Origin of the sequence: Micromonospora sp. NPDC048170 (assembly GCF_040652795.1) — a bacterium.
Lineage (GTDB): Bacteria > Actinomycetota > Actinomycetes > Mycobacteriales > Micromonosporaceae > Micromonospora.
Genome location: NZ_JBEZMR010000004.1, coordinates 21,564 through 47,061, shown reverse-complemented (window position 1 = coordinate 47,061; position 25,498 = coordinate 21,564). Strand labels below are relative to the sequence as shown.

23 protein-coding genes and 2 pseudogenes are annotated in these 25,498 nt (G+C 74.0%); 9 read left to right on the top strand and 16 right to left on the bottom strand.

Annotated features, from left to right (window positions below):
* Window positions 1-83 precede the first annotated feature (83 nt).
* Complete coding sequence (ligA, locus tag AB0D32_RS08835; RefSeq protein WP_357086658.1) at window positions 84-2,219, bottom strand: NAD-dependent DNA ligase LigA; 2,136 nt, start codon at window positions 2,217-2,219, stop codon at window positions 84-86.
* Window positions 2,220-2,418: 199 nt separating this feature from the next.
* Between ligA and AB0D32_RS08830 the strand changes: the two genes are divergently transcribed.
* Complete coding sequence (locus AB0D32_RS08830; protein WP_357086656.1) at window positions 2,419-2,964, top strand: type II toxin-antitoxin system PemK/MazF family toxin; 546 nt, start codon at window positions 2,419-2,421, stop codon at window positions 2,962-2,964.
* 46 nt (window positions 2,965-3,010) lie between these two features.
* On the opposite strand, the gene AB0D32_RS08825 is transcribed toward AB0D32_RS08830, so the two are convergent.
* From AB0D32_RS08825 to AB0D32_RS08780, 10 genes and pseudogenes are all read right to left on the bottom strand, one after another.
* Complete coding sequence (locus AB0D32_RS08825; protein ID WP_357086654.1) at window positions 3,011-4,012, bottom strand: ADP-ribosylglycohydrolase family protein; 1,002 nt, start codon at window positions 4,010-4,012, stop codon at window positions 3,011-3,013.
* Window positions 4,013-4,130: 118 nt separating this feature from the next.
* A pseudogene (locus AB0D32_RS08820) lies at window positions 4,131-4,307 on the bottom strand (VOC family protein); the annotation flags it as partial.
* 15 nt (window positions 4,308-4,322) lie between these two features.
* Entirely contained in the window at window positions 4,323-5,327 is a 1,005-nt protein-coding gene (locus AB0D32_RS08815) for a methionine synthase (RefSeq protein WP_357086652.1), read from the bottom strand.
* A gap of 170 nt (window positions 5,328-5,497) precedes the next feature.
* Window positions 5,498-6,571 (bottom strand): tRNA 2-thiouridine(34) synthase MnmA, encoded by a 1,074-nt coding sequence (gene mnmA / locus AB0D32_RS08810; protein ID WP_357086650.1) that lies wholly within the window; start codon window positions 6,569-6,571, stop codon window positions 5,498-5,500.
* A gap of 582 nt (window positions 6,572-7,153) precedes the next feature.
* A complete protein-coding gene (locus tag AB0D32_RS08805) occupies window positions 7,154-8,329 on the bottom strand; it encodes a cysteine desulfurase family protein (protein ID WP_357086648.1) in 1,176 nt (391 codons plus the stop codon).
* A gap of 334 nt (window positions 8,330-8,663) precedes the next feature.
* Window positions 8,664-11,369 carry an HAD-IC family P-type ATPase gene (locus AB0D32_RS08800; RefSeq protein ID WP_357086646.1) on the bottom strand — a complete coding sequence of 902 codons (2,706 nt, stop codon included), beginning with the start codon at window positions 11,367-11,369 and terminating at the stop codon, window positions 8,664-8,666.
* Window positions 11,370-11,537: 168 nt separating this feature from the next.
* Complete coding sequence (locus AB0D32_RS08795) at window positions 11,538-12,497, bottom strand: electron transfer flavoprotein subunit alpha/FixB family protein (protein ID WP_357086644.1); 960 nt, start codon at window positions 12,495-12,497, stop codon at window positions 11,538-11,540.
* Between the two features lie 11 nt (window positions 12,498-12,508).
* Complete coding sequence (locus AB0D32_RS08790) at window positions 12,509-13,288, bottom strand: electron transfer flavoprotein subunit beta/FixA family protein (RefSeq protein WP_357086642.1); 780 nt, start codon at window positions 13,286-13,288, stop codon at window positions 12,509-12,511.
* 453 nt (window positions 13,289-13,741) lie between these two features.
* Window positions 13,742-14,155: a hypothetical protein gene (locus tag AB0D32_RS08785; protein ID WP_357086640.1), complete on the bottom strand. Its 414-nt coding sequence runs from the start codon at window positions 14,153-14,155 to the stop codon at window positions 13,742-13,744.
* On the bottom strand, window positions 14,152-14,949 hold the full coding sequence (locus AB0D32_RS08780) for a GNAT family N-acetyltransferase (RefSeq protein ID WP_357086638.1): 798 nt from the start codon (window positions 14,947-14,949) through the stop codon (window positions 14,152-14,154). The genes AB0D32_RS08785 and AB0D32_RS08780 overlap by 4 nt, the downstream gene beginning before the upstream one ends.
* Before the next feature lie 40 nt (window positions 14,950-14,989).
* On the opposite strand from AB0D32_RS08780, the gene AB0D32_RS08775 reads away from it, so the two are divergent.
* Genes AB0D32_RS08775 through AB0D32_RS08765 form a run of 3 tightly spaced genes read left to right on the top strand, consistent with a single transcriptional unit; the run spans window position 14,990 to window position 16,191 of the window.
* On the top strand, window positions 14,990-15,382 hold the full coding sequence (locus tag AB0D32_RS08775; protein ID WP_357086636.1) for a DUF202 domain-containing protein: 393 nt from the start codon (window positions 14,990-14,992) through the stop codon (window positions 15,380-15,382).
* On the top strand, window positions 15,379-15,726 hold the full coding sequence (locus AB0D32_RS08770; protein ID WP_357086634.1) for a DUF202 domain-containing protein: 348 nt from the start codon (window positions 15,379-15,381) through the stop codon (window positions 15,724-15,726). Before AB0D32_RS08775 ends, AB0D32_RS08770 begins: the two co-directional genes overlap by 4 nt.
* Before the next feature lie 27 nt (window positions 15,727-15,753).
* A complete protein-coding gene (locus AB0D32_RS08765) occupies window positions 15,754-16,191 on the top strand; it encodes a PLD nuclease N-terminal domain-containing protein (RefSeq protein ID WP_357086632.1) in 438 nt (145 codons plus the stop codon).
* 47 nt (window positions 16,192-16,238) lie between these two features.
* Here the strand turns inward: AB0D32_RS08765 and AB0D32_RS08760 are convergent, their stop codons facing one another.
* The gene (locus tag AB0D32_RS08760) at window positions 16,239-17,861 is read right to left on the bottom strand and encodes an acetolactate synthase (RefSeq protein ID WP_357086630.1); all 1,623 of its coding nucleotides are present in this window, start codon (window positions 17,859-17,861) and stop codon (window positions 16,239-16,241) included.
* A gap of 117 nt (window positions 17,862-17,978) precedes the next feature.
* Window positions 17,979-18,752 carry an enoyl-CoA hydratase-related protein gene (locus AB0D32_RS08755; protein WP_357086628.1) on the bottom strand — a complete coding sequence of 258 codons (774 nt, stop codon included), beginning with the start codon at window positions 18,750-18,752 and terminating at the stop codon, window positions 17,979-17,981.
* Between the two features lie 99 nt (window positions 18,753-18,851).
* Between AB0D32_RS08755 and AB0D32_RS08750 the strand changes: the two are divergent.
* Window positions 18,852-19,322 (top strand): annotated as a pseudogene (locus AB0D32_RS08750) (DUF6232 family protein); the annotation flags it as partial.
* Here the strand turns inward: AB0D32_RS08750 and AB0D32_RS08745 are convergent.
* Window positions 19,322-19,723, bottom strand: coding sequence for a nuclear transport factor 2 family protein (locus AB0D32_RS08745; RefSeq protein WP_357086626.1), 402 nt, complete (start codon window positions 19,721-19,723; stop codon window positions 19,322-19,324). The pseudogene AB0D32_RS08750 and the gene AB0D32_RS08745 sit on opposite strands and share 1 nt — an antisense overlap.
* Window positions 19,724-20,241: 518 nt before the next feature.
* Between AB0D32_RS08745 and AB0D32_RS08740 the strand changes: the two genes are divergently transcribed.
* Window positions 20,242-20,721, top strand: a complete 480-nt coding sequence (locus tag AB0D32_RS08740; RefSeq protein WP_357086624.1) for a DUF6232 family protein — start codon at window positions 20,242-20,244, stop codon at window positions 20,719-20,721.
* A 57-nt stretch (window positions 20,722-20,778) separates the two neighbouring features.
* Complete coding sequence (locus AB0D32_RS08735) at window positions 20,779-21,528, top strand: hypothetical protein (protein ID WP_357086621.1); 750 nt, start codon at window positions 20,779-20,781, stop codon at window positions 21,526-21,528.
* Window positions 21,529-21,535: 7 nt separating this feature from the next.
* Here the strand turns inward: AB0D32_RS08735 and AB0D32_RS08730 are convergent, their stop codons facing one another.
* Complete coding sequence (locus tag AB0D32_RS08730; RefSeq protein WP_357086619.1) at window positions 21,536-22,432, bottom strand: ribokinase; 897 nt, start codon at window positions 22,430-22,432, stop codon at window positions 21,536-21,538.
* 13 nt (window positions 22,433-22,445) lie between these two features.
* Entirely contained in the window at window positions 22,446-23,240 is a 795-nt protein-coding gene (locus AB0D32_RS08725) for an ABC transporter ATP-binding protein (RefSeq protein WP_357086617.1), read from the bottom strand.
* A gap of 131 nt (window positions 23,241-23,371) precedes the next feature.
* Between AB0D32_RS08725 and AB0D32_RS08720 the strand changes: the two genes are divergently transcribed.
* Window positions 23,372-24,382: an ATP-binding cassette domain-containing protein gene (locus AB0D32_RS08720; protein ID WP_357086615.1), complete on the top strand. Its 1,011-nt coding sequence runs from the start codon at window positions 23,372-23,374 to the stop codon at window positions 24,380-24,382.
* Entirely contained in the window at window positions 24,379-25,395 is a 1,017-nt protein-coding gene (locus tag AB0D32_RS08715) for an ABC transporter permease subunit (RefSeq protein ID WP_357086613.1), read from the top strand. The genes AB0D32_RS08720 and AB0D32_RS08715 overlap by 4 nt, the downstream gene beginning before the upstream one ends.
* The last annotated feature ends 103 nt before the right edge of the window (window positions 25,396-25,498 follow it).

Below are 25,498 nucleotides of genomic sequence, written 5' to 3'. Positions count from 1 at the left end.
GCGAATCGGTCGTAGTCGTAATTAAGTTGGTATCTCGACCTACCCTGTCGGACCGGTGGACCGACGCCGTCGCCCCCGACCGGTCACTCCTCGGTGCGGGCGACCTCCCGGGCCGCGTCCGGGCCCGCGTCGAGCAGCACCCGGAAACCGTCCTCGTCCAGGATCGGCACCTTGAGGCCCGCCGCCTTGTCGGCCTTCGAGCCCGGATTCTCGCCCACCACGACGAAAGACGTCTTCTTGGAGACCGACCCGCTCACCTTGCCGCCCCGGCTCTGGATCGCCTCGGACGCCTGGTCGCGGCTGAAACCGGCCAGTGTGCCGGTCACCACGACGGTGAGCCCCTCCAGCGGGCGCGGCCCCTCGTCGACCGCCTCCTCGGCCATCCGTACGCCGGCCTCGCGCCACTTGCGGACCAACTCGCGGTGCCAGTCGACGGCGAACCACTCCCGGATGCTCGCCGCGATCGTCGGCCCGACGCCGTCGACGGAGGAGAGCTCGTCCTCGCTGGCCCGGTCGATCGCCTCGATGGAGCGGAAGTGCCGGGCGAGGGCCTGCGCGGCGGTGGGGCCGACGTGCCGGATGGACAGGCCCACCAGCACCCGCCACAGGTCGCGTTCCCTGGCCACGGCCAGGTTGTCCAGCAGCTTGGCGGCGTTGCTGCCGAGCGTGCCGTCCTTGTTGACGAAGAAGGGCGACCGGGCGAGCTGCTTCTCGTCCAACGAGAACAGGTCGCCCTCGTCGGTGATGACCTGGGCGTCGAGCAGCGCCGCCGCGCCCTTGTAGCCGAGCGCCTCGATGTCGAACACCTTGCGGCCGGCGAGGTGGAAGACCCGCTCCCGCAGCTGGCCGGGGCAGGTGCGCGAGTTGGGGCAGCGGATGTCGACGTCGCCCTCCTTCGCCGGGGCGAGCGGCGTGCCGCAGGCCGGGCAGGTGGTGGGCATGACGAACGGCCGGGCGTCGGCGGGGCGCAGGTCGACCACCGGGCCGAGCACCTCGGGAATCACGTCGCCGGCCTTGCGCAGCACCACGGTGTCGCCGATCAGGACGCCCTTGCGCTCGACCTCCCGGGCGTTGTGCAGGGTGGCGTACGCGACGGTGGACCCGGCCACCTTGACCGGCTGGAGCACGGCCCGCGGCGTGACCCGGCCGGTGCGCCCGACCTCGACGTCGATGTCGAGCAGTTTCGTGTTCACCTCCTCCGGGGGGTACTTGAAGGCGATCGCCCAACGGGGCGCCCGGCTGGTCGAGCCGAGCCGGCCCTGGATGGGGACCGGGTCGACCTTGACCACCACGCCGTCGATCTCGTGCTCGACGTCGTGCCGGTGCTCGGCGTAGTGGGCGATGTATTCGGCGACACCGGCCAGGTCGGGCACCACCGACCAGCGGTCGCTGGTCGGCAGCCCCCACGCCTTCAGCGCCGTGTAGGACTCGGACTGGGTCGTCGGCTGGAAGCCGCGGCGGGCGCCGATGCCGTGCACCACCAGCCGCAGCGGCCGGGACGCGGTGATCCGCGGATCCTTCTGGCGCAGGCTGCCGGCGGCGGCGTTGCGCGGGTTGGCGAACGGCGGCTTGCCCTGCTCGACCAGCCCGGCGTTGAGGTCGGCGAAGGCCGCCACCGGGAAGTAGATCTCGCCGCGCACCTCGACGAACTCCGGCACGTCGGGGAACTCGGCCGACGTGGTGAGCTGGCCCGGCACGTCGCGGATGCTGCGCACGTTGGCGGTGACGTCCTCACCGGTGCGGCCGTCGCCGCGCGTCGCCGCCCGGACCAGCCGCCCGCGCTCGTAGGTGAGGTTGATGGCGAGCCCGTCGACCTTCAGCTCGCAGAGGTAGGGAACCGGCCCGCCCGCGTCCCGCTCGACCCGCTCGGCCCAGGCCGCCAGCTCCTCGTCGGCGAAGGCGTTGTCGAGGGAGAACATCCGCTCGGCGTGGGCGACCGGGGTGAAGTCGGTGGAGAAGGTGCCGCCGACCCGCTGGGTCGGTGACTCCGGGGTGCGCAGCGCCGGAAACCGTTCCTCCAGCGCCTCCAGCTCGCGCAACTGCCGGTCGAACTCGGCGTCGGAGATGGTCGGCGCGTCCAGCACGTAGTAGCGGTACTGGTGTTCCGTCAACTCCTGGCTGAGCGTGGCGTGCCGTTCCCGGGCATCGGGGGTCGGCTCGGCGCCGGCCGCCGCCTCCTGTGCCGGAGTGACCTGCTGGGGAATGGCTTCCTCGGACACCGTGCGACCTCCCGTGATTCCACTGTCCCGGAACCGTATCGGGCCGGTGGGACAATCCGCCGGCCACCCGCCGCGCCCGAGCGGCGAGAGGGCCGCCGACGTGCGAGGATCGCCGGACGGCGGGGCCGCGCGGGCAGGTCCGCTTCCCCGTCGAACCCGCGGCGTCCGCGCCGCGCCCACTGACGAGGCGGGGGTACGGATGCCGGAGTGGCTGCTCTGGGCGGCGGCGATCGTGCTGGCCGTGGCCGCCGGCTGGGCGTGGAACGAGCGCCGGGCGGGCGACCGGCGACGGGACGACCGTGACGCCGGACCGCGTCCACGCCGGCGGCCGGGGACCCGGCCCGGCCGTAGGACGCCGCCGGGCGGTCCCGGCCGATCCACCGCGCCGCCCCGACCGCGTACCGCCGAACGTTCCCCCGCCGGGGCGCCGCGTCCCGGCGAGATCTGGTGGGCCGACGTCCCGTACGCGGACGGCAGCGGCTCGAAGGTGCGACCCTGCCTGGTGCTGCGCGCCGACAGCGGGGGCGCCGACGTCCTGAAGATCACCAGTCAGGACAAGAGCGCCCGGGACGACCATGTGCGCATCCCGACCCGGGAGTGGGACCCCGACGCCGACCACGACAGCTTCGTGGACCTGGCCGAGCCGGCGCACGTCCCGCTGGCCGGCTTCTCCCGCCACGCCGGCGCCTGCGACCCCGCCCTGTGGCGCCGCATCCGCCGCCTCCCCCACCTCCCCGGCGCCTGACCCGCCGCCCTGCCTCTGGCCAGCCGGCCCGCCTGGCTCAGGTGGATCAGTCCCAGGCCTGGGCGAGGGTGGTGAGCTGGTCGGCGTACTCGATGCGGGTGGCCCACGCGGCGGGCCAGGCCGCCATGCCCCCCGCGGTGCCGACGAACGCGCCGGCCAGGGCGGCGATCGAGTCGGAGTCGCCGGCGGTGGTGGCGCCCCGGGCCAGCGCGGCCACCGGGTCGTCGGCGTGCCGGATCGCGCAGTACAGGGCGGTGGCCAGCGCCTCCTCGGCGATCCATCCCTCACCGGTGTGCCGGCACGGGTCGCCCCCGTCGTCGGGGCCGGCGAGAGCGGCGTCGAGGCGGCCGAGGACCGCGAGGCACTCGTCCCAGCCCCGGGCGACGAAGTCCTCCGGCGTGTCCACGCCGGGGCGCTGCCACAGGTCGCCGAGCCAGTCGGCGCGGTAGACCCGTCGCTGGTCGCGGGCCCGGTCGGTGAGCAGCCGGGGCAGCTCCGCCAGGGCCGCCCCGTCGCGCAGCAGCCGCACCGCGTACGCGGTCAGCTCGCTGGCCGCGAGGCCCGTCGGGTGCCCGTGGGTCAGCCCCGCCTGGAGCTGGGCCAGCCCGGCGAGGGTGTCCAGGTCGACGTCGACCAGGCCGACCGGGGTGACCCGCATGTTGGCCCCGCAGCCCTTCGAGCCGGCGATCGTCGCCTCCTGCCAACGCACCCCGCGCCCGAGTTCCGCGCAGGCGCGCAGGCAGGTCATGCCCGGCGCCCGGTTGTTCTCCGGGCTGGCCGCCCAGTCGAGGAAGCGCCCCCGCAGCAGCGGCTCGACCGCCTCCGGCGTGAGCGTCGGCGCCTCGTGCAGCGCCCAGCCGACGGCCAGCGCCATCTGCGTGTCGTCGGTCACCAGCGCCGGGTCGCCGACGAGGTCGCGGGGGCCGTCCGGCCCGTAGCGGCGAACGATCTCGGCGACCGTGAGGAACTCGGTCGGCTTGCCCAGCGCGTCACCGTAGGCGAGGCCGAAGAGGGAGCCGGCGGCCCGCCGGAGCGAGGTGTCGATCATTCCCGTGATCATGCCGCCCGCCCGCAACCCGCACCAGCCGGCGGCGCTCGCCCGGGACTTCGGGAGGATCGCCCCGCGTGCCGAGATGGCGGCGGCGGTGCCGGCATGAGCGGTCGGCTCAGTCGGCGAAGACCAGGCAGAACGGGTGACCGGCCGGATCGGCGTAGACCCGGAAGCCGTCGCCCTCGCCGGGCAGCCGTCGGGCGCCGAGCTTCAGCACCCGGCTCTCGGCCGTCTCCACGTCCGTCACCTGCACGTCCAGGTGGAACTGCTGGGGGCGCTCCGGATCGGGCCAGGCCGACGGGAAACCTCACTCCTCGGCGAGCCGCCGCCCCGCGTCCCGGCAGGCGGCGAGCACCGCGCGCGCGTACTGCCCGGTGGCGTTGGCGAGGCCGCAGGCCGGGGTCACCACGACCTGCTCGGCGAGCTGCCGGCGCGGGAACCCGAGGCGGTCCCAGAGCTGGCGTACCCGGTCGGCGACCTGCGCCGAGGTCGGCGCGCGACCGGCGGTCGACGGCCCGGTGGGCACGGCGCCGGCCAGCAGCCCGAGCCCGGCGTCGAGTGCCTCGCCCAGCGGGTCCAGGTCGGTGACGAAGCCGAGGTCGAGGGCCACGCCGACGGCACCGGTCGAGCGGATCAGCTCCAGCGGCACGTCCGGCGCGCAGCAGTGCACCACGGTCGGCACCCCGGCCGCCTCCACGACCGTGCGCAGCAGTGAGGTGGCGTCGCCCGGCTCCACGGCCCGGTACGCGCCGAGCCCGCTCTCGGTGGGCACCCGCCCGGCGAGCACCGTCGGCAGCGACGGCTCGTCGAGCTGGAGCAGCACGGTGGCGTGCGGCAGCCGGCGGGCGACCGCCGCGACGTGCCCGCGCAGCCCCTCGGCGAGCGAGCCGGTGAGGTCCCGGACCGCGCCGGGATCACGCAGCATCCGGCCGCCGATCGGCAACTCCAGGGACGCGGCCAGGGTCAACGGGCCGCCGGCCTGGATCTTGACCGGCCCCGCGTACTCCTCGGCCTGCTCGGCGAGCTGGTCGAGGTCGCGTTCCATCAGGTCCCGGGCGCGGCGCAGGTCCCGTCCGGGACGCGGCGCGACCCGCCAGCGGGCGGCGTACAGCTCCACCGGCAGCTCGACCAGCAGGCCGGCGGTCCGGCCGATCAGGTCGGCGCCGGGGCCCCGGGCCGGCAGCTCCGGCAGGTGGGGCAGCGCGGGAAGCTCACCGAGGACGATCCGCTGCGCCTCGGCGATATCGGTGCCGGGCAGCGAACCGATGCCGGTCGCCGCGCCGGCCGGCCACGGCCACACCTGATCTGTCACCGCCGAAGACTATCCGGTACGCGGACCGCAGCCTCCGGACGCCCGCAGCCGGCCAGCGGTCGACGGTCGGTGGCCGTCGGCTGGCTGGCCGCGCGGCCGGGCGGTCAGCGGTCGACGGTCGGTGGCCGCACGATCGGCGGTGCCCGCTCCGGTCGGGGCGGCGTCGCCGGTCAGCCGGCGATGGTGGCGGAGCCGAGCACGACGTCGCCGGCCGGGTCCGGCCGGTACGCCACGATCGCCTGGCCGGCGGCGACCCCGCGGACGGGGCGACGCAGCTCGGCGCGCAGACCGTCGGCCGTCAGCTCGACCGTCGCCGGCACCACGTCCCCGTGCGCCCGCAGTTGCACCTCGCACTCCAGGGGCACGTCGGGGCGCGGGCCGCCCGTCCACACCGGACGCTCGGCACGCACCCGGGAGACCTCCAGCGCCTCGGCCGGGCCCACCGTCACCGTGTTGGTCTTCGGCGTGATGGACAGCACGTAGCGCGGCCGGCCGTCCGGCGCCGGACGGTCCAGGTGCAGGCCGCGCCGCTGCCCGACCGTGTACGCGTACGCGCCGCCGTGGCTGCCCACGACGGCGCCGGTGGCCGCGTCCACCACGTCGCCGGGGGCCTCGCCGAGCTGCCGGGCGAGGAAGCCGCGGGTGTCCCCGTCAGCGATGAAGCAGATGTCGTGCGAGTCCGGCTTGTCGGCCACCGCCAGCCCCCGCCGGGCGGCCTCCTCGCGGACCTGCGCCTTCGTCGAGCCGCCGAGCGGGAAGATCGACCGGTCCAGCTGTTCGCGGGTGAGCACCGCCAGCACGTACGACTGGTCCTTGGGCAGGTCCACGCTGCGACGCAACAGGCCGTCCGCGCCGAGCCGGGCGTGGTGGCCGGTGACGACGGCGTCGAAGCCCAGGGCCACGGCCCGGTCCAGCACCGCGGCAAACTTGATCTTCTCGTTGCAGCGCAGGCAGGGATTGGGCGTACGACCGGCCGCGTACTCCGCGACGAAGTCGTCCACCACGTCGGCGTGGAAGCGGTCGGCCATGTCCCACACGTAGAACGGGATGCCGATCACGTCGGCGGCCCGCCGGGCGTCCCGGGAGTCCTCCAGCGTGCAGCAGCCGCGCGCGCCCGTGCGGTAGGTCTGCGGATTGCGGGCCAGCGCCAGGTGCACGCCGGTCACGTCGTGCCCCGCCTCCACGGCTCGCGCCGCCGCGACCGCCGAGTCGACCCCGCCCGACATCGCCGCCAACACCCTCACCGGCCCACCCCCTTCACTCCACCGAGCCTATCCCCGCCCCCACCCACCCCTCCCGCTCCCCACCCTGCCTCCCACCCGCCCCTGCCCCACGCCCTGCCCTCCCGCCCTCGGCCCCACGCCCCTGGCCCTACCCTCGGCCCCTCGACCCCTCGACCCCTCGGCCCCTGGGCGGCCCCTGGCCCCTCGGCCCCTCGGCCCCTCGCGATCTTGCACTTGCGGCCCGGGCAAAAGGTGCAAATTGCGCGAACGAGGGGCGGCAAGTGCAAGATCGCGGGCACCCCCGGCGCCAGGGCGACGCGGGGCGGGACAGGCGGAGCGCGGGCACTCCCAGCGCGCAGACGAGGCAGGGCGGGACAGGCGGAGCGCGGGCACTCCCAGCGCGCAGGCAAGGCGGGGCGGGAGGGGCGGGCGAAGCTCGGGCACTCCCGAGGCGCGGGCGGGTGCGGGCGGGCACGAGTTGCGGGGTCCGCCGCGAGAGCGGGCGGGACGGAGCGCGGGCGAGACGGAGCGCAGGCGGGACGGAAGTGTGGGTGGGGGTGGGGGGTGTCGGCAGAGACCGGGGGCAGGGACAGGGGTGGGGCGTCAGCGGGGGGTGTGGCGGGCGGCGGCGCGGCGGGCGCGTTCGACGGCGGCCGGGAGGGCGGCGATCAGGGCGTCGACGTCGGCGGGGGTGCTGGTGTGGCCGAGGGTGAAGCGCAGCGAGGAGCGGGCGCGGTCGTCGTCGGCGCCCATCGCGATCAGTACGTGTGAGGGCTGGGCCACGCCGGCGGAGCAGGCCGAGCCGGTCGAGCAGGCGATGCCCTGGGCGTCCAGCAGGAGCAGCAGCGCGTCGCCCTCGCAGCCGGGGAAGGAGAAGTGCGCGTTGCCCGGCAGCCGGTCGGTCGGGTCGCCGTTGAAGACGACCTCGGGCACCGCGTGCCGTACCCGCTCGACCAGGTCGTCGCGGAGCGCGGCGATGCGGGCCGCGTACTCCTGCTGGCCCTTGACCGCCGCCTCGACGGCGACCGCGAAGGCCACGATGCCGGCGGTGTCGAGTGTGCCGGAGCGCACGTCGCGTTCCTGGCCGCCGCCGTGCAGCAGCGGGGTGGCCGACACGTCGCGGGCGAGCAGCAGGGCGCCCACGCCGGTGGGCCCGCCGAGCTTGTGCCCGGTGACGGTCAGTGCGGCGATCCCGTCGGCCGAGAAGTCGACCGGGACCTGCCCGACGGCCTGGATCGCGTCGGTGTGGAACGGCACCCCGTACTCGGCGGCGACCGCGGCCAGCTCGGCGACGGGCTGCACGGTGCCGACCTCGTTGTTGGCCCACATCGTGGTCACCACCGCGACCCGGTCGCCCTGGGCGGCCAGCTCGGCGCGCAGCTCGTCCGGACTGAGCCGGCCGGTGGCGTCGACGGAAAGCCAACCCACCCCGGCCCCCTCGTGGTCGACCAGCCAGTCCACCGCGTCGAGCACCGCGTGGTGTTCGACGGCGCTGGAGACGACCCGGTCCCGCCGGGGGTCGGCGGACCGGCGGGCCCAGAAGATGCCCTTCACCGCGAGGTTGTCGCTCTCGGTCCCGCCGCCGGTGAAGACGACCTCGGAGGGCCGGGCGCCCAGCGCGGCGGCCACCCGTTCCCGCGACTCCTCCACCCGCCGCAGGGCACGGCGGCCCGCCGCGTGCAGTGAGGACGCGTTGCCGACCTCGCGGGCGGCGGCGACGTACGCCTCCAGTGCCTCGTCGAGCATCGGAGTGGTCGCCGCGTGATCCAGGTAAGCCATCGCGTTCAGCCTACGACCGGCGCCGGACCCACCGGAGGCCGGAGTACGCCGTGCGGCGCCGGACGCCGACGGCGGAGCCCGGATGTTCGGCAACGACCGGCTGCGACTGGACGCGTGGCGAATCTCCCGGACGATCCGGGGTACTACGAGGTCTGGCCCAGCATCCCGCGGGACATGGTCGAGGGGCACCCTGACGGGCTGATCGGCGGGCCGGCTCAGCTCCCCGGCCCGCCGATCAGCTCCCCTGCCCTCCGACCCGCCGGGCGGCTCCCCTGCACCCCGGAACACCGGGCAACTCGCGGCGCCGGCCGGGCAGCGAAGCCCAGCCGGCGGCTCAGCCCAGCCGGCGGCCGAACCAGCCGAACCGTTTGTCGAGCGCGACGATGGCGGAGACCACGACGGCGATGCCGAGGATCCGCAGCCACGTCTGCCCATCGATGGGCGCCGTGCGGAACAGGTCGTTCATGACCGGCAGATAGGTCAGGGCGAGCTGGGCGAGGGCCTGCACCAGCACCCCGACGATCAGCCAGCGGTTGCTGAACAGGCCCAGGCGCCACGGTGAGCGGGTCAGGGAGCGGCAGCTGAACAGGTAGAACGCCATCACGGTGACGAAGAGGTTCACCGCGGCGGTCCGCGCCTGCGCCAGTTCGGCCCCGCCGGAGCGCTCCCACTCGAACAGCCACCAGGCGCCCACCACCAGCAGCGCCGAGACGAGCAGGACCCGGACCACCAGCGCGACGGTCAGCAGGGGCTGAGCGGGGTCGCGGGGTGGCCGGTCCATGATCCCAGGCTCCTTCGGCTCGAAGGCGAGCGTCAGGCCGAGGAACACCGCCGTGGTCATGTTGATCCAGAGGATCTGGCTCGGCAGGATCGGCAGCGCCGAGCCGAGCACGATCGCGACGAGGATGACCAGTCCCTCCGCCGCGTTGGTGGGCAGCGTCCAGGTGATGAACTTGGTCAGGTTGGCGAAGACGCCACGCCCCTCCGAGACGGCCGACTCGATGGTGGCGAAGTCGTCGTCGGTGAGCACGACGTCGGCGGCCTCCTTGGCCACCTCGGTGCCACTGCGGCCCATGGCCACCCCGATGTTGGCCTGGCGCAACGCGGGGGCGTCGTTGACCCCGTCGCCGGTCATCGCGACCACCTGGCCGTCGGCCTGCAACGCCTCCACCAGCCGCAGTTTCTGCTCGGGCGAGACCCGGGCGAACACCGACGCCTGCCGTACCGCCGCGGGCAGTTCCCCGGTGGGCAGCGTCGCCAGGTCGGTGCCGGTCAGCACGTCGCCCGGGCCGGGCGCGGCACGCAGCAGCCCGACGCGACGCGCGATGGCACTGGCGGTGGCCAGGTGGTCCCCCGTGATCATCTTCACCTCGATCCCCGCCCGGTGGCAGGACTCGACGGCCGCCGCCGCGGCGGCCCGGGGCGGGTCGAGCATCGCGTGCAGCCCGGTGAAGACCAGGTCGCCGGCCAGTTCCTCCTCCACGAGCCCGTCCGTCGGCCCGACCGGCCGCATCGCGGTGGCGAGCACGCGCAGCCCCTCGGTGGCCAGCTCGTGGGCGGCGGCCAGTACGGCCGGCGCGTCGAGCGGTCCCGTCGAGCCGTCCGGGCGCAACGCCGACCCGGACCACTCGACCACCCGCTCCACCGCCCCCTTGACGAGCACCACCCGCCCGCCGTCGGGCCGGTCGTGCAGGGTCGCCATGAACTGTCGCTCCGACGTGAACGGGACGGCGGCCACCCGGGGCAGCTCGGCGGCGACCTCGTGCGCGTGCAGCCCCACCTTGGCGCCGGCCACCAGCATCGCCCCCTCGGTGGGGTCCCCCAGCACGACCCAGCGGCCGTCCTGCTCGTCCAGCCGGGCGTCGTTGCACCCCACGCCGGCCAGCAGCGACCAGCGCAGCGGGCCCTCCCCGGTCGGGGCCGGGCCGCCCCCGGAGTCCCGGATCTCGCCGGTCGGGACGTATCCGGTCCCCGTCACCTCGTAGCGGCCCTGCGGCGTCCAGAGCACCTGCACCGTCATCTGGTTCTCGGTGAGGGTGCCGGTCTTGTCGGTGCAGATCACCGTGGTGCTGCCCAGCGTCTCCACCGCCGGCAGCCGCCGGATCACCGCCCGGCGGCGGGCCATCCGGGACACGCCGATCGCCAGGGTGACCGTCACGGCGGCGGGCAGCCCCTCGGGGATCGCGCCCACGGCCAGCGCCACGGCGGCGGTGAACGTCTCCCCGGCGTTCTGTCCCCGTACCACGCCGACGGCGAAGGTCACCGCGGCGAGGAGCAGGATCGCCACGGTGAGCAGCCGGCTGAACCGGGCGAGCTTCACCGTCAGCGGCGTGTCCAGCACCTCCGCGCCGCCGACCAGGCGGTGGATCCGGCCCAGTTCCGTCTCCGCCCCGGTGGCCACCGCGACGCCGACCGCCGTGCCGCTGGTGAGCAGGGTGCCGGAGTAGAGCAGGTTGCGGCGGTCGGCCACCGGCGTCTCGACCGGCACGACCACCTCGTCCTTGCGTACGGGCAGTGATTCCCCGGTCAGCGCCGACTCGTCGGCCCGCAGCTCGGCGGCGCGCACCAGCCGCAGGTCGGCGGGCACCTTCTCCCCCGCCTCCATCAGCACCAGGTCCCCGGGGACCACGACGTCCGACGGCACCTGGCGCTGCCGGCCGGCACGCAGCACCCGCGCCTGCGTACGCACCATCGCCCGCAGCGCGTCGAGGGCCGCCTCGGCCCGGGACTCCTGGAGGAAGCCGACGACGGCGTTGACGAGCACCACCCCGAAGATCACCGCCGAGTCGACGTACTCGGCGAGCAGCAGGGTGACCACGCCGGCGGCGACCAGCACGTAGATCAGCGGGTTCTGGAACTGCCGCAGCAGGCGGCGCAGGGTCCCGCCGCCGGCCGCGCTGGGCAGCACGTTCGGCCCGTACCGCGTCAGCCGGGCCGCCGCCTCCTCGTCGGTCAGCCCGTGCTCGGTGTCGGTCCCGAGCAACAGCACGACCTCGTGCACGGCGAGCGCGTGGTGATCGCCCTCGGGCTTCTCCGGCATCGACACACTCCTGTTCCGCACGGGACGACCGCGCTCGGATGCCCCGGGAGAGCGTCTTCATCGTCGCAGGCGGACGCGGCTCCCCGGGCCGTTCCGGGCGGCGACCCGGAACGGCGAGAGCCGGGAACCATGTCGCGGTTCCCGGCTCTCGCTCGGACGAGGGTCAGTTCACTTGCGCTTGCGGATCTCGTCTGCGGCCTGCGGGACGATCTTGAACAGGTCGCCCACCACACCGAAGTCAGCCAACTCGAAGATCGGCGCCTCACCGTCCTTGTTGACCGCGACGATGGTCTTCGAGGTCTGCATACCGGCCCGGTGCTGAATCGCACCCGAAATACCGAGCGCGATGTAGAGCTGCGGGGAGACCGTCTTACCGGTCTGACCCACCTGGAACTGGTGCGGGTAGTAGCCGGAGTCGACAGCCGCACGCGACGCGCCGACCGCACCACCGAGCAGGTCCGCCAACTCCTCGACCAGCTTGAAGTTGTCGGCGTTACCCACGCCACGACCACCGGAGACGACCACGCCGGCCTCGGTCAACTCCGGACGGGAACCCTTCTGCTCGGCGACCCGCTCCACAACCCTGGCCAACTTGTCGGAGTCCGTCACCGCGACGGTGAGCTGCTCGACAGCCGGGGTCGCCGCCGCCGGCGTCGGGTTGACCGAGTTCGGCCGGACAGTGACCAACGGCAGACCACGGGTGACCCTGGACGTGACGATCGCGGAACCGGCGAAAGCCACCTGCGTGGCGGTGCCGTCGGAGTCCAGACCGACCACATCGGTCAGGATCCCATTGTCCAACTTGACGGCCAGCCGGGCCGCGATCTCCTTGCCCTCCTGCGACGACGCCAACAACACCGCCGCCGGCTGCACCCGCGTCACCAGTTCGGCCAGCACGCTCGCCTTCGGGGCCACCAGGTAGCCGTCGATCTCCTCACTCTCGGCCGCGTAAACCTTCTCCGCACCGTACTCACCCAACCTGGCACTCAACGCCTCGACAGCGCCGGGACCACCAAGCACCACCGCACTCACAGTGCCCAACCCGCGGGCGAGGGTGAGCATCTCCAGAGTGACCTTCTTGACGCCGAACTCCCGGGTGGCTTCGACGACGACGAGAACCTCAGACATGTCCAGACCCCTCACACGAACTTCTCGGCAGCGAGGAACTCGACCAGCTTCACGCCGCCATCGCCCTCATCGGTGACCTTCGCCCCACCAGAACGCGGCGGACGCCTGGAGTGCTCCAACACAGCGCTGGACGCCCCCTCGAAACCCACCTCGCCCGCAGCCACACCCAGATCAGCCAGCGACAGCGTCTGCACCGGCTTCTTCTTCGCCGCCATGATGCCCTTGAACGACGGATAACGCGGCTCATTGATCGTGTCCCACACGGAAACCACCGCAGGAGCGGTGGCAGTGACCACCTCGTAGCCCTCCTCCGTCTGCCGCTCCACCGTCAGCGTCGCACCGTCGACGGTCAGCTTGCGGGCACCGGTCAACGCCGCCACACCCAACCGCTCCGCAATCATGTGCGGAATCACCTGCACCCGACCGTCGGTCGACTCCGTGCCGCACAACACCAGATCGGCGTTGAGCTGACCGAGCGCCGCCGCGAGCACCTTCGACGTCGCCACCGCACACGACCCGTGCAAAGCGTCGTCCACCACATGCACCGCCTTGTCCGGACCCATGGACAGCGCCTTACGAATCGACTCCGACGCCCCCTGCGGACCCATCGTCAGCACCGTCACCTCACCCCCGTGCGCCTCCTTGATCTTCAACGCCTCCTCGATGGCATACTCATCCATCTCATTGATGACGTTGCTCGCCGAACCGCGGTCAACCGTGTTGTCGTCAATACGCAGGCTGCGGTCCGCGCCCGAATCAGGCACCTGCTTGACGAGTACGACAATGTTCATCGCGCTTCGACGACCCTCCTGTTGGTGTTGCGATCGCTCGCCCGGTCTGGGGCGCAGCCTCGCGCGTCCGTTGACACCGGTCAACCACGCGGTGCTGTGCAGTTGCCCACGCCGCAATGTTACCTGCCAGTAGCATTACCCTCGGGCGACCTCAGGGTGACACAGGTCACCGACGGCCTCGGCGGCGGGTAATCTGACGAACCGGGAGGTGTCCGAAATGCCAGAAAACGCCATCATTGGCGGTAACGACGTCCTGCGGCGCCTCTGCCGCCGGACGCGACCCGAGGCGTACCGGTGCGCCTGCGGCCGGGTCCGCGACCGGTGCGTCCAGGCCGCCGTCCGGGCGCTCTGGTCACCGTCCCGGCGCAGCCACGCCGGGTCCGGCGACACGCCCGGCGTCGCCGCGTCGCGAGACGAAGGCGGCCACCGCCGGCACGAGGCCGCCGGACCGGTTCAGGCGGGCTGATCCAACGCGCCCCTGATCCGCTCGATGACCGCCGCCTCGGCCGGGGCCACGCCCCGGTGCGCGTTGGCCACCCGCTCGGCCGCGGACAGCACCACCTCGCGGTAGCCCGCCACGTCCTGCGGCGACTTCTCGCGCAGGATCTCCACGGCCCGGCCCAGCGCCGGCAGCACCACCGACTCGATCTCCAGAGCCGAGTCCCGGGGCAGCTTCGGCAACGGGCCGCTGGTCAGCGCCTCCTTCACCACCCCGCTGCTGTCGGCCATCGCCCCGGAGGCGGCGAAGCTCTCCCGGAACAGGGCGAGCATCCCCGGGTCCGCGTTGGCCACCAGGAACACCGCCCCGAACGCGCCCGTCTTGAGGGTCAGCCGCTCCTCGGCCGTCAACCGCTGTTCCATGATCACGGAGTGTAGACGTACGGGGTGGTGGTCGTGACCGCGACGAGACCGAGCCGCTCCAGGATCGGCCGGCTGTCGTCGGACGCGTCGACCTGGAGCAGCGTCCGGCCGCGCTGGGCCGCCAGCCGGGCCCGGTGGGAGACCAGCGCCCGGTAGATGCCCCGGCGGCGCCACGGCGCGAGCGTCGAGCCGCCCCAGAGCGTGGCGAACCCCGTCTCCGGCACGTAGCGCACCCAGCCCGCGCTCACCACCTCGTCGCCCGCCTCGGCCACCACCACCGTGATCGACTGCGGGTCGGCGGCGATCTCCTTCTCCAGGCCGGGGGCCAGGTGGCTGCGGTCGGCGTTCCAGACCGCCTCCTCCATCGCCGCGATCCGGTCCAGGTCCGCGCGGGCGGTCACCTCACGCAGGCGTACGCCCTCGGGAACGACCGGGAGCGCGGCGGCGAGCGGCGCGACCGGCCCGATCACGACGGTCTCCCGCTCCGCCGGCACGAATCCCGCCGCGCGCAGTCGGTCCGGCAGGTCCGCCGGCTCGTCGTGGCCGTGCAGCTTCCACTCCACCGGCTCACCACGCCCCCGGAAGAACGCCACCTGCCGGGCGATCAGATCGTCCAGCGCCGTGCCCGTCAGCCCGTCGAGGTCGCGGTAGCCGAGGAAGCCGCCGTGGTCGAGGCCGAGAAAGCGGATCAGCGGGCCGTCCCGTTCCACCGTCACACCGGCAGGCAACGGGTCGGGCACGAGCGCCCGCAACTGGTTGTCGTACGTGTTCCGCAGCGTCGTCACGTCAAGATCCGTCACTGCTCCAGGCTACGACCGGACGGAAGCGGATAATAGGCACGTGTGGCAGGCGATCAGGCGATGGTTCGACCCGCGCGAACTGCGCTCGGTCGGCAGCACCCCCGACTACCGCTTCTCGCTGGCCAACGAGCGGACCTTCCTGGCCTGGCTGCGTACCGGGTTGGCGCTGGTCGCGGGTGGGCTGGCCGCCGCGCAGTTCCTGCCGCCGCTGCCGCTGGCACACCTGCGCGAGGTGATCGCCATCGCACTGCTGCTGCTCGGCGGCACGGTCGCCGTCCGGGCGGTCGACCACTGGGCGCGTACGGAGCGGGCCATCCGGCTCGGCGAGGAGCTGCCCGCCTCCCGTTTTCCGGCCGTGCTCGCCCTCGCCGTCGGCCTGGGCGCGCTGCTGCTGGTGGCAGCGGTACTGGTCCGGGCGGTCCGCGGCCCGTGAGCCACGGGACGGAGCCGCCACGGCGGGACCGGCCGGCGCGCGACCCCGGGCTGCAACCCGAGCGGACCCGGCTGGCCTGGCGGCGTACGGCGCTGGCGCTCACCGTGATCATGGTGCTGACCGTGCGGCTCGCGCTCACCGGCCCACCCGCCGGCGGGACGCTCGGCGCGCTGGTCGCCGGGGCCGCCGTGCTGGGCTGGGGCGCGGCACTGACGGTCTGCTGGCGGCGGGCCACCGGCACCGGTCCGGCCCCCGGCTACGGGCGGTCACTGCCCCTGGTCGCCCTCGCCACCGCCGGTTTCGCGCTGCTCGGCACCCTACTGGCGGCGCGCGGACTGGGTTGACGCAAGCCGGTGCGCCATGATTGACGTATGGCCCGGCTCTACGTCCTCCTCTTCGTCGTGCAGATCGTCCTCGCCGTCTGCGCGCTGATCAGCTGCCTCTCCGCCGAGGAGGGCGACATCAAAGCCCTACCCCGGATCGCCTGGGTGCTGATCATCCTGTTCTTCCCGCTGCTCGGCTCCCTCGCCTGGTTCGCCGCGGGGCGCGAACGCACCGTCGGGGGGCCCGCCGGCGCAACGCCGAAGGGCCGCATCCTGCCGGCCCGGGAGCGGCCCCGCCCGGTCGCCCCCGACGACGATCCCGAGTTCCTCCGCTCGCTCTCCGAGCGCTCCCGCCGCGAGGACCAGGAACTGTTCCGCCGCTGGGAGGAGGACCTGCGCCGCCGCGAGGGCGAGATGCGCCGCCGCGACGGCGAGCCGCCGCGCGAGGAGGAGGACCGCCCCGAAGGGTCCACCCCGGGCACCTGAGAACCGCCGCCGGCACCGGGACTCCCGGCGACGGCGGCGGGTACGACTCAGGCCAGGTTCGACGAGCGGGGGTACGCGTCGGCCGGGTCGGTGAGCACGTTGACCAGGTACGGCACGCCGGCGTCGAACGCCCGACGCAGCGCCGGGCCGAGGTCGGCGGTCTTCGCCACCGTCTCGCCGGCCCCGCCCAGGGCGCCGACGACCTGGTCGTAGCGCAGCTCGGGCTGGAGGTCGGCGGCGACGTCGTAGCCGTACATGGCACGCATCGGGTGCTTCTCCAGGCCCCAGATGCCGTTGTTGCCGACGACGATCACCACCGGCAGCTTCTGCCGGGCGAGGGACTCCACGTCCATCAGCGAGAAGCCGGCCGCGCCGTCGCCCATGAGGACGCAGATCTGCCGGTCGGGGTGGCTGACCCGGGCGCCCATCGCGTAGCCCATGCCGGTGCCGAGGCAGCCGTACGGGCCGGGGTCGAGCCAGGTGCCGGGCTGCGCGGGCTCCAGGTAGCGGCCGGCGTACGAGACGAAGTCGCCGCCGTCGCCGATGGTGATGGCGTCGCGGGCCAGCACCTTGCGCAGCTCGCCGTAGACCCGGGCGGGCCGGATCGGGTCCGTCTCGGCGGACATCTCCTCGGCGTCCCGGGCCCGCGCGGCGTCCTCGGCGGTACGCAGGTCGGCGATCCAGTCGGCGTGGTCGGCCCGGTCGCCGGGGTGGTCGGCCAGCGCGGCGAGGATCAGCCGGAGGTCACCGGCGGGGGCGGCGGCCGGCTGGACGTGCCCGGCCCGCTGGCTTGGCGCGTCCACGACGTGCACCACCGTGGCGTCACCGAAGTCGCCGAAGCTGAGCCGGAAGTCGAGCGGGGTGCCGACCACCACGACCACGTCGGCGCCCTTCAGCGCCACCCGGCGGGCCTTGGCGAAGGCGAGCGGGTGCTCCGGCGGCAGCGCGCCCCGGCCCATCCCGTTGGTGAAGACCGGCACCTGGAGCGACTCGGCGGCGGCCCGCAGGGCGTCGACCGCGTCCCCGGCGTAGACGTCGGAGCCGGCGATGATCACCGGGCGGCGGGCGGCGGCGATCAGGCCGGCCGCCTTCGTCACCTCGTCGGGATCGGCCTCGACCGGCGCGATGACCGGCGGCGCGGGCAACTCGGCGTCGGAGACCGAGAAGACCGCCTCCAAGGGGAAGTCGAGGAAGACCGGGCCCCGGTGCGGGGTGAGCGCGGTGGTCAGCGCCGCGGTGACCGCACGCGGGATGTCGTCGGGGCTGAACACCGTCTCGGCGTGCTTGGTGACCGGGGCGACCAGCGGCAGGTGGTCCATCTCCTGGAGGCTGCCCGAGCCCCAGCGGAACTGCGGCGCCCGGCCGCCCAGCACCAGCACCGGCGAGGCGTTGAAGTACGCGCTGGTCAGACCCGAGATGCCGTTGGTGACGCCGGGGCCGGCGGTGAGCACGGCGAGGCCGGGTCGGCGCTGAAGCTTCGCCACCGCCTCGGCGGCGAAGACGGCCGACTGCTCGTGCCGCACGTCGTAGATCGGGAAGTCGGTCTTGTGTGCCGCGTCGTAGAGCGGAAAGACGTGCCCGCCGGAGAGGGTGAACATCTCCCGCACCCCGTACGCGCGTAGCGCCGCGAGTGCGAGCTCCCCGCCGTGACCTTCGATCCGCTCCGTCATGCCGCTCTTCCCTTCGTCCGCATGGCCGAAGTCACACGCTACTCACCGGTAGAGGCGATGTGAACAGTTCTCGGCTCGACGCCTGGGCCGGCGGGCTGCCCCGCCGGCCCGGGCCGGTCAGCGGCCGGTGAAGTCGGGCTTGCGCTTCGCCACGAACGCCGCCATGCCCTCGCGCCGGTCGTCGGTGGCGAACAGCGCCGCGAAGAGCTGGCTCTCCCAGGCCAGGCCGGAGTTCAGGTCCATGTCCAGGCCGCCGTCGACCGCGAGCTTCGCGGCACGCAGGGCCTGCACCGGGCCGGTGAGGTACGGGCGGACCAGCTCGACCGCGGTGTCGTAGACCTCGGCCGCCGGGGCGATCCGGTCGGCCAGGCCGATCCGCAGGGCCTCCTGGGCGTCGACCATCCGGCCCGACATGATCAGGTCCTTGGCGCGGGCCGGGCCGACCAGGCGGGCCAGCCGCTGGGTGCCGCCCGCGCCGGGGATGATGCCGAGCTTGATCTCCGGCTGGCCGAGCTTGGCGTCCTCGGCCACCACCCGCCAGTCGCACGCCAGGGCCAGCTCGCAGCCACCACCGAGGGCGTAGCCGGTGATCGCGGCGACGACCGGCTTGGGGATCCGGGCGATCGCGCCGAGCGCGCTGGACAGGTCGGCAGCCCGCTCCGCCATGTCCACGTAGGACATGTCGGCCATCTCCTTGATGTCCGCGCCGGCCGCGAAGACCTTCTCCCCGCCGTACACGATGACGGCGCGGACGCCCGGGTCGGCGGTGGCCGCCGCAGCGGCGGCGCGCAACTCCTCCTGCACCTGGGTGTTCAGGGCGTTCATCGGCGGCCGCTCCAGCCGGATCGTGCCGATGCCGTCCTTGGTCTCCAACCGCACGAACTCGCCCACGCTGGCCCTCACTTCCTCGTCGAAGTCGCGTGCCAACCTTACGGCCCGGATCGTTGGGGAAAGTAGTGTGGTGTCAGGCCCGCCCCCGGGAGCATCGCCATGATCACGTACTACGACGACAGGTCCGTGCAGGTCACCTCGACCGCCGTCCGGGTGGATGGCAGAACCTTCCGGCTGGCCGAGATCAGCATGGTCTGGCACCAGCGCGGCAGCCGGTCCTGGCGGGTGCTCGCCGGTCGTGGCGCGATCGGCGCGGCCCTCGCCGGCCCCCTGGTGGCCGCCGCCCTCGGCATCGCACTCGCGCTCTGGCTGGGCCGCTCCCTCACCGTCACCATCGCCATCGTCGGCGCGTCGGTGCTGGTCGGGCTCGCGGTCGGCCCGGTCGCCGACTTCCTCTTCGAGCACCTCGACCGCTCGTACGCCCGGGGCAGCCGGCAGCTGGAGATCTGGGCCCGCTGGCGCGGCCAGCCGGTACGGCTGCTGTGCACCGGTGACGCGCTGCGCTTCGGCCAGATCTACCGGGCGGTGCAGCGGGCCGTCGAGGCGGGCCAGCCGGCGCCCCGCCGCCGCTAGAACCCGATCGGCCCGTCCGGCAGCATGCCCAGGCCGCGCAGCAGTCCGAACAGGTCCTGCTCGCCCCAGAACTGCACGATCCGGCCACCGTCCAACCGGTACATCTTGCAGGCGCTCTGCACGGCCGTCGCGCCGGTCGCGTCCCGCCGGTAGGTCTGCGCCAGCGACACCACGACGCGGTCGCTGGCCGCGAAGATCTCGACGATCTCCTGGTCGAGCACGGTCAACCCCGGCGAGGTGACGGCCCTCTCGACGTGGTGCCGCCCCCGGACCGGGGCGCCGGAGCCGTAGATCAGCACGTCCTCGTCGACCACCGCGCGCAACTCCGCCAGGTCCTTGGTGACGAAGGTCCGCAGGTAGCGGCGAACCACCTCGACGTTGCGCTCCTGCTCCGTCATGACCGGTCACGGTACCCGCCCCGGACCACCCGGGACGACGCGCGGGCGACGCGCGGGCGACGCGCGGGCGACGCGCGGGCGACGCGCGGGCGACGCGCGGGCGACGCGGGCCTGAGGCCCCTCGTCGGGCACGGTGGCCTGTTGCCCGCGCTGTCGAGCTGCCCCACCGGTCGTCGCCCCGCCCACACGCTCGGAGCGGTCCCATGGCGGTCCTATGAACGGGGCAGCTCGACAGGCCGCCCGGGCCGGCATCGGGGTCGCTCCGACACCGCTTCGACACCGTTGCGGTGGCGCTCCAATGCGGTTGCGGTGACGCCGGTGCCCGCAAGCGGATCGAGTCGCACCCGTCGCACGGCAGCGGCAGCGGCAGCGGCAGCGGCAGCGGCAGCGGCAGCGGCAGCACACCTCGCGTACCCGTCCGACGCCATCTCCGCCCGGCACCGCCCCGCCCGGCGTCATGTCCGCCGGAGCCGACCGCGCGAGCGGCGCAACCCGCCCGGCAGTGGTTAGGCTTAGTGATGACCCTCTATTACCGGGACGACGCGGTGCAGGTGACGTCGGAGTCGATCCGGGCGGGCGGCCATGCCGTGGCGATCGCCGACGTGACGTACGTATGGCACGCTCAGGGGCCGAAGACGCTGGCGGTACGGGGGCGGGTGCTGGGCCGCGGCGTCCTGGTCCTGCTCCTCTCGCTGCCGCCGCTGGTCGCGGTGGTCTGCGTGCTCTCGCTGGCCTGGTCCGCACAGGACCGGGGCGAGTGGCAGTTGGCGCTGATCATCCTCGCCGCGTGCGTGGTGGGCGTGCTGGCCCTGACCCCCTTCCTGGAGATCCCGCTCGGCTGGCTCGACCGCTCCTACGAGCGGGGCAGCAAGGTGCACGAACTCTGGGTCCAGCACCACGGCCGCGAGGTGCTGCTGCTGCGTACGCCGGACGCGCTGCGGTTCGGGCAGATCTACCGGGCGGTGCAGCGCGCGGTCGAGCAGCACACCGACTCCTGACCTGGGCGCCCGCCGCACCGTCCGGCGGTCCGTGCGCCGGCAACGCACACTGGTGCCATGGTGATTCCCCTCCCCCGACCCGCCGAGGTCGTCGGTCTGACCCGCGCCGCTCTCGACCAGGCTCTCGGCTCGGCGGCGACCCTCGCCGCCGTGCCGGCCCGCGCATTCGCCGTGCTGGACTCGGTGGGGGCGTTGCTGAACCGGGTCGACGGCGTGGTGGACCGGATCGACGGCATGGTGGACCGGATCGAGCGGACCCTCGACCGCACCGACCGGGTGCTCACCGACGCCGAGGGCGCCGTCCGCGAGGTCACCGTCATCAGCGCCGCCGCGACCACCGCGATCGAGACGGCCACCGAGGTGGCCGCCGCCGCGGCCGTCGTGGTCGGCGAGGCGGAGAAGGTGTCCCGCGCGGCCGGCGCGGTGGTCGCCGAGGCCGACGCCGTGGCCGGCCGGGCCGCCGGCACCGTGGGCGCTGCGGCGGAGGCGGCGGCCACCGCCGGCGAGTTGCTGACGGCGTACGAGCCGGCGCTGCGCCGGGCCGCCCCGATGGCGAACCGCTTCGTCGAGCAGCTCAGCCACGAGGAGGTGACGGCCGCGATCCGGCTCGTCGACGAGCTGCCCAAGCTCAAGCAGCACCTGTCGGCCGACATCCTGCCGATCCTGGCCACCCTGGACAGGGTCGGTCCTGACCTGCACGACCTGCTCGACGTCACCCGCGACCTGAAACTCGCCGTCGCCGGCATCCCCGGGCTGGGCATGCTCCGCCGCCGGGGCGAGAAGCTCACCGACGACCCGGAGACGTGAGCGGCGGTCAGGCCGGCTGGTAGAGCTCGTCGATCTCGGCCCGGCTGGGCAGCGCCACCGAGGCACCGAGCCGGCGGGCGCACGCCGCCCCGGCCGCCGCCGCCCAGCGCACCGCGTCGACCACGTCCCGGCCCTCGCCCCAGGCGACCGCGAGCGCGGCCGTGAAGGCGTCCCCGGCGGCCGTGGAGTCCACCACGTCGACCTTGACCGCCGGCACGTGCACGGCGGTGCCGTCCCGGTCGCCGTACCAGGCGCCCTCCGCGCCGAGGGTGAGCACCGCCCGGGGCACCAGGTCGAGCAGGGCCGACGGCTCGTCGCGGCCGCGCCCGGTGAGCGCCTGCGCCTCGGTCTCGTTGACCACCAGCAGATCCGTCGCCGCCAGCAGCTCCGGCGGCACCGGCACGGCCGGGGCGGCGTTGAGCACCACCCGGGTGCCGGCCGCCCGGGCGACGAGGGCCGCCTCGGTCACCGTGCCGACCGGTATCTCCAGCTGCGCGAGCAGCACGTCCGCCTCGCGTACGGCGGCCAGCTCGGACTCGGTCGGGCCGGTCATCGAGGCGTTGGCGCCCGGGCTGACCAGGATCGCGTTCTCGCCCTCGGCGTTGACCATCACCAACGCCACCCCCGACATGCCGTACGTCGTGCGGAGCTGGCCGGTGTCGACCCCGGCGGCGGTGATCCGCGCCCGCAGGGTGACACCGAACGAGTCGGAACCGATCGCCCCGAGGAAGGCGCAGGAGGCGCCGGCCCTCGCCGCGGCGATGGCCTGGTTGGCGCCCTTGCCGCCGGGCACCATGACGAAGTCGGTGCCGAGCAGGGTCTCCCCCGGCCGGGGCAGGGCGGGGGCCGTGCCCACCAGGTCCATGTTGGCGCTGCCCACCACGACGACCCGGGTCTGCCGCATCGTCGCCTCCCCGTCAGGCGGCGCGGGCGGTGAACCGGTCACCGGAGCGCTGGACCACCAGCGGCAGCCCGAACGCCTTGGAGAGGTTGTCGCCGGTCAGCGTGTCGTCGAGGAGCCCCTGCGCCACCACCCCGCCCTCGCGCAGCAGCAGCGCGTGGGTGAAGCCGGGCGGGATCTCCTCCACGTGGTGGGTCACCAGCACCAGTGCCGGGGCGTCCGGGTCGTACGCCAGCTCGGCCAGCCGGGCGACCAGGTCCTCCCGCCCGCCCAGGTCGAGCCCGGCGGCGGGCTCGTCGAGCAGCAGCAGCTCCGGGTCCGTCATCAGGGCACGGGCGATCTGCACCCGCTTGCGCTCCCCCTCGGAGAGGGTGCCGTAGGTGCGGTCGGCGAGGCCGCCGATGCCGAGCTGGCCCAGCAGGGCGCGGGCGCGGGCCTCGTCGCTGGTGTCGTAGCTCTCCCGCCAGCGCCCCAGCACCGACCAGGCGGCCGTGACGACGACGTCGCTGACCCGCTCGTCGGCGGGCACCCGTTCGGCGAGCGCGGCGGTGGAGAGCCCGATGCGCGTCCGCAGCTCGTTGACGTCGGTGCGGCCGATCCGCTCGCCGAGCACGTGGGCCGTGCCGGTGGTCGGGTGCAGCCGCCCGGCGGCGAGGTTGAGCAGGGTCGTCTTTCCGGCGCCGTTGGGCCCGAGCACCACCCAGCGCTCGTCCAACTCGACCCGCCAGTCCACGTCGTGCAGCAGTGCCGTGCCCGCCCGGCGTACGCCGACGCCGTCGAGGCTGACCACCAGATCCTCGTCCCCAGTCACCCGACCATCCAACCACGCAGCGCCGGGGCTCCCCCCACGGGCGGCACCCCGGCCATAGGGTGGGGCGCCGTGTCGTTGGTCACCACAACCTGAGGACGGTCCATGCCCGGTCGGAGCACGGAGCCGCGCGGATGAGCGCGGTCATCGAGATCGAGGGTCTGCGCAAGACCTTCCACAGTGTGCGGCAGGGCCGCCGGGTGGCAGTCGACGGTTTCGACCTGCTGGTGGAGACCGGCCAGATCCACGGCTTCCTCGGCCCCAACGGGTCGGGCAAGACCACCACGCTGCGCGCCCTACTCGGGCTGGTACGGGCCGACGCGGGCCGGATGACGGTGCTCGGCCATTCCTCGCCGGACGAGCTGCCCCTGGTCGCCGGGCGGGTCGGGGCGATCGTGGAGAGCCCGCAGTTCTTCGGCAACTTCACCGGCCACCGCACGCTGCGCCTGCTGGCCCGGGCCGGCGGCGTGCCGACCGCCCGGGTCGACGAGGTGTTGGAGCAGGTGGGCCTGCGGGACCGCGGCGACGAGCGGGTCAAGGGCTACTCGCTGGGCATGAAGCAGCGGCTGGCGGTGGCCTCCGCCCTGCTCAAGGATCCGGAGCTGCTGATCCTGGACGAGCCGGCGAACGGGCTGGACCCTGCCGGCATCCGGGAGATGCGGGACCTGATGCGCGCGCTGGCGGAGGCCGGCGTGACCGTGCTGGTCTCCAGCCACATCCTCGCCGAGATCCAGCTGATCTGCGACCACGTGACGATCATCTCGCGGGGCCGGCGGGTGGCGGCCGGGCGGGTCGACGACGTGCTGGCCGGCTTCGACCGGCACGAGCTGCTGGTCCGGGTGGACGAGCCGGAGCGGGCGGTGGAGCTGCTGACGGCGGCCGGGCTGGCGGCGACCGGGCACGACGACCACCTGGTGGTGGGTGACGTGGAGGACGCCACCGAGGTCAGCCGCACGCTGGGCGAGGCGGGCCTCTGGGTACGCGAGCTGACCCCGCTGCGGCCCGACCTGGAGAGCGTCTTCCTCGAACTGACCGGCACGGCGGCGCACCCGACGCTGCCCCGGCAGGTGGACGACTCGGTGCTGCCCGACGGCGGGCCCCGGGAACCGGTGATCGACCTCGACGTGCGGGGAGTGGACGCGTGAACCTGGTCCGTGCCGAGCTGGAGCGTCTCGGCGCCCGGCGCTTCGTGCAGCTCATGCTCGTCCTGCTGGTGCTCGCGTTCGGCGTCACCGCGGCGACCACCCTGGCGAGCACCCACCGGCCCACCGCCCAGGAGCTCTTCAGCGCCCAGCAGGAGGCCGCCGCGGCGCGGAGCGCCCTGGAGCGCACCCACCAGCTCTGCCTGGACCGGCAGCGCGGCGTCGTGCAGGCGGACGACGTGCGGGAGTACGTGCCCGACGACTGCAGCGAGGTCGACCCGGCCCTGATGGAGCGCGCCCCCGTGGCGGCCGACTTCCTCACCGGCGTGTTCACCTTCGCCGCGGAGGCCGAGGCGCTGCTCTACTTCCTCATCGCCTTCCTGGCGCTCTTCGGGTTCCTGGTCGGCGCCTCGTACATCGGCGCCGACCTGAACTCCGGCGGCGTGGTCAACCTGCTGCTCTGGCGCCCCCGGCGGATGACGGTGCTCGGCACCAAGCTGGGCACGCTGCTCGGCGGGACGGCGCTGCTGTCGGTGCTCGCCTCGGCGGCGTACCTCGGGACGTTCTGGCTTATCGCCCAGGTCGCCGGGCAGCCGGGGCGGCTCGACGGGGAGTTCTGGGGCTCGCTGGGCGCGATCTGGGGCCGCGGCCTGCTGCTGGTGCTGCTGCTCACCACGGTCGGGTTCGCCGTCGCCACCCTGGGCCGGCACACCTCGGCGGCGCTCGGCGCGATCGCCGGGTACCTGGTGGTGTGGGAGTTGGGCGCCCGGCTGGTGATGGAGATCCTGGAGGTCGTGAAGCCGGAGCGGTTCGTGCTCTCCAGCTACGCGGCGGCCCTGCTGAACGGCCGGGCCGGGTTCTGGGACTCCAGGTCGTGCGGGTTCGGTGAATCGGGCTTCTGCGGCGGTGGGGCCTGGGCCCTGACCTGGCAACCGTCGCTGCTCCTGCTGCTCGGGCTGACCGGCGCGTTGACCGCCGCCGCCTTCGTGGCGTTCCGCCGCCGCGACCTGATGTGACCCGCTCCGACGCCCGGCCCGGGCGCGGCAAGACCTTGCAGCACCCGGGCCAGCGATGAAATATTCCTTCACATGACGCCCGCCCGCCGACCCCGCCGACCTG

Bases quoted from the DNA above. Each gene is read 5' to 3' on its own strand.
- AB0D32_RS08830 (WP_357086656.1), top strand. From the start codon at position 2,419: ATGCCGGAGTGGCTGCTCTGGGCGGCGGCGATCGTGCTGGCCGTGGCC.
- AB0D32_RS08825 (WP_357086654.1), bottom strand. From the start codon at position 4,012: ATGATCGACACCTCGCTCCGGCGGGCCGCCGGCTCCCTCTTCGGCCTC.
- AB0D32_RS08805 (WP_357086648.1), bottom strand. From the start codon at position 8,329: ATGGCTTACCTGGATCACGCGGCGACCACTCCGATGCTCGACGAGGCA.
- AB0D32_RS08800 (WP_357086646.1), bottom strand. From the start codon at position 11,369: ATGCCGGAGAAGCCCGAGGGCGATCACCACGCGCTCGCCGTGCACGAG.
- AB0D32_RS08795 (WP_357086644.1), bottom strand. From the start codon at position 12,497: ATGTCTGAGGTTCTCGTCGTCGTCGAAGCCACCCGGGAGTTCGGCGTC.
- AB0D32_RS08790 (WP_357086642.1), bottom strand. From the start codon at position 13,288: ATGAACATTGTCGTACTCGTCAAGCAGGTGCCTGATTCGGGCGCGGAC.
- AB0D32_RS08765 (WP_357086632.1), top strand. From the start codon at position 15,754: ATGGCCCGGCTCTACGTCCTCCTCTTCGTCGTGCAGATCGTCCTCGCC.
- AB0D32_RS08760 (WP_357086630.1), bottom strand. From the start codon at position 17,861: ATGACGGAGCGGATCGAAGGTCACGGCGGGGAGCTCGCACTCGCGGCG.
- AB0D32_RS08745 (WP_357086626.1), bottom strand. From the start codon at position 19,723: ATGACGGAGCAGGAGCGCAACGTCGAGGTGGTTCGCCGCTACCTGCGG.
- AB0D32_RS08740 (WP_357086624.1), top strand. From the start codon at position 20,242: ATGACCCTCTATTACCGGGACGACGCGGTGCAGGTGACGTCGGAGTCG.
- AB0D32_RS08735 (WP_357086621.1), top strand. From the start codon at position 20,779: ATGGTGATTCCCCTCCCCCGACCCGCCGAGGTCGTCGGTCTGACCCGC.
- AB0D32_RS08730 (WP_357086619.1), bottom strand. From the start codon at position 22,432: ATGCGGCAGACCCGGGTCGTCGTGGTGGGCAGCGCCAACATGGACCTG.
- AB0D32_RS08720 (WP_357086615.1), top strand. From the start codon at position 23,372: ATGAGCGCGGTCATCGAGATCGAGGGTCTGCGCAAGACCTTCCACAGT.